The organism is Camelimonas fluminis, from assembly GCF_014656355.1.
Classification (GTDB): Bacteria; Pseudomonadota; Alphaproteobacteria; order Rhizobiales; family Beijerinckiaceae; genus Camelimonas; species Camelimonas fluminis.
In genome coordinates this window covers 1-1,708 of the sequence record NZ_BNCG01000122.1, presented here as the reverse complement: position 1 = coordinate 1,708, position 1,708 = coordinate 1, and the positions used below count along the sequence as shown (strand labels likewise).

Annotated in this window: 2 protein-coding genes and 1 pseudogene; 1 reads left to right on the top strand and 2 read right to left on the bottom strand. The window is 59.0% G+C overall.

Annotated elements, in window-relative coordinates; translation table 11 throughout:
• Window positions 1-286, bottom strand: a 286-nt coding sequence (locus IE243_RS23335) for a hypothetical protein (protein ID WP_210319968.1), incomplete at its 3' end; no start/stop codon positions are given.
• A 46-nt stretch (window positions 287-332) separates the two neighbouring features.
• On the opposite strand from IE243_RS23335, the gene IE243_RS22685 reads away from it, so the two are divergent.
• On the top strand, window positions 333-686 hold the full coding sequence (locus IE243_RS22685; protein ID WP_191321544.1) for a hypothetical protein: 354 nt from the start codon (window positions 333-335) through the stop codon (window positions 684-686).
• 169 nt (window positions 687-855) lie between these two features.
• On the opposite strand, the pseudogene IE243_RS22680 reads toward IE243_RS22685, so the two are convergent.
• Window positions 856-1,708 (bottom strand): annotated as a pseudogene (locus IE243_RS22680) (IS3 family transposase); the annotation flags it as partial.

The following is a 1,708-nucleotide window of genomic DNA, read 5'->3' as shown; positions in this document are numbered from 1 at the left end:
TGCTGCCATGGGCATACGCCTCGGACCCAATCAAGGCCGTGGCCTGAGAACAGCGGTTACACCTCAACTGATGCATCAAAACCTCCAATCTCAGATAATGGATATCCATACGACATAATCCTTCGACGACAATCGCCATAAAACACCATCTTGTTGGCAGCGGCACTGTCCTGCGATACCCTTGATGCTGCTTTCCTTCTCGAAAAGCCGCAGTACGCGGATTTTGCGAACTCGTTCCACAGAACACGAAAGCAAAGGAGACGACCTGCGAAATTTTGATAACCACAAACGTGCGCGCCTATCCACGGGTTTTCGGTGTACGGGGCAATATCATGAGCATACGGCTGGAATTCCCGTCTCCGAAGCCGCCCGGCTATGGTTGGGCGCGCCTCATTGCAGAAACCGCAAACATTGCGGAGTGGCTGCGCACCACCGCTGAGTGGCTTTCCAACCTGAGTGAAACGGAGATGGTATTCGATATATCGCCAACAGTTCAGGTGGGAGCCCATCAGCTGAACGTGACTCGGTGGGGCGATAACATGCATGACATATGCCGGGTGACGAGACGGGACGATGGATCCTTTCAGTCCCAGACTCTCGTTGAGGACTTGCCCGGCGCGTTTGAGGTGCTGACCGCCATGCACCAGTATTCCAGGGATTATCCAGCGCAGAGTCCGAGCGAGTGAGTTTTCGATCGCATGGGCACATGGGGCCGGCTACGGACTGTCCACTTCTGGGCGTAGAGCACGTATAGCAGACGTTCGGCTGCCGACCCCAAAGCCAGTCAAATACCGTGCTACGTATTTAGTCCCGGCATTTAATGGTGCATTATTCAGTCCTGAGTGGAAGGACGCGCTATGGGCCAGGTGAACCGCCCCGGCTTCGCCGGAGGCCGTTTCGTTTGCGCCATGCCGCAATGGCAGGCTCATCCAGCATAGCGTAGTAGCGTTCTTCGGCTTCGGCCGGAGGGATGTTGCCTATGGGCTCCAGCAACCGGCGATTGCTGAACCAGTCGACCCAGGTCAGTGTCGCGAACTCCACGGCTTCGAAGGATCGCCACGGCCCGCGCCGATGGATCAGCTCGGCTTTGTAGAGTCCGTTGATCGTCTCGGCGAGAGCGTTGTCATAGCTATCCCCCACACTGCCGACGGAGGGCTCGATGCCCGCCTCTCCGAGGCGCTCGGTATAGCGGTTGCTGACATATTGCGAGCCGCGATCCGAATGATGCACCAGCCCACCGCGGTGCACAGGCCGACGCTCGTGCAGGGCCTGCTCCAGCGCGTCGAGTACGAAGCTCGCATGCGCCGTCCGCGATACTCTCCAGCCAACGATCCGCCGAGCATAGGCGTCGATGACGAAGGCGACATGGACGAAGCCCGACCAAGTCGAGACATAGGTAAAGTCTGAGACCCAGAGCCGGTTTGGCGCCGGCGCATGGAACACCCGGTTGACATGGTCCTGCGGGCACGGCGCAGCCACGCCCCGGACGGTCGTGCGGTGTGGCTTACCGCGAATGACGCCCTGCAGGCGGAGGTCGGCCATCAGGCGTTCGACCGCGCAGCGGGCAACGTCGAACCCCTCGCGCAACATCTGCCACCAGACCTTGCGCGCCATAAACCTCGAAGTTCTCCCCGAATATGCGCTCGATTGTAACCGCTGTCCTGCTCCCACCTTCTGCGTTGATTGCTGATGTAGGAAGATCGACTGC

Excerpts from the sequence above, each read along its gene's own strand:
- IE243_RS22685 (WP_191321544.1), top strand. The coding sequence starts at position 333 with ATGAGCATACGGCTGGAATTCCCGTCTCCGAAGCCGCCCGGCTATGGT.